Origin of the sequence: Mycobacterium kyorinense (genome assembly GCF_001672775.1) — a bacterium.
GTDB classification, from domain to species: domain Bacteria; phylum Actinomycetota; class Actinomycetes; order Mycobacteriales; family Mycobacteriaceae; genus Mycobacterium; species Mycobacterium kyorinense_A.
Genome location: NZ_LZKJ01000026.1, coordinates 1 through 653, shown reverse-complemented (window position 1 = coordinate 653; position 653 = coordinate 1). Strand labels below are relative to the sequence as shown.

Here is a 653-nt window from a genome sequence, read left to right as displayed (position 1 = left end):
TCGAGGGCGACGCTTGTCGGTGGTGTGTTGGCTGCTCCCATTTTTGTTTGGTGTTGGGCGTGTTCGATGGCGTGGCCGAGCACGTAGGTCCAGGCTTCGGGTAGTGGGCGTTGGTGTGGCTGGTTGGTCAAGGTGTCGGTGATGATCTGGCGCAACAGGTCGGTCGCCGTGGCGGGGATGTGGTGGGGGTTTTTGGTGTCGTGGTCGCCGGCGAGCAGCCGCAGGGCCAGCAGCCCGAGTTTGTAGCTGTCGGTGTAGATGGTGGCCCGTTCCTCGCCAGAAGGACTGTCCCATCCCGGGGTTTCCATTTGGGGTAGTGCCGAGACGGCGTTGATCCGCATGGCGTCGCAGTCGATGAAGTAGACCGCTTCGTGCGGCGTCAGCGAGAACAGCAGGTTTTTCGGTGAGATATCACCGACGCACACACCGTGCTTGTGAAGAAACGCCAGGGCGGAGGCGACTTCGCGCAGCAGCGAATAACGTTGAACGTCATCGAGTTTGACGCCTCGGGCAGACAACACCGAAACATGATTGAGCAGATGCTGGAATTCGGCGGGGGTCCTTGACACGCCACCAACGGTGGTCAGGTCGATGAAAAACTGAGCGGGGATGGCTGGCATCACGAAACCCCGTGGCCTGCCGCTTTCTTCGAC

General features: G+C 60.6%; 1 protein-coding gene. It reads right to left on the bottom strand.

Annotated elements, in window-relative coordinates; genetic code table 11:
* Positions 1 to 620, bottom strand: a 620-nt coding sequence (locus A5707_RS01460; RefSeq protein ID WP_197495214.1) for a protein kinase family protein, incomplete at its 3' end; no start/stop codon positions are given.
* Between the last annotated feature and the right edge of the window lie 33 nt (positions 621 to 653).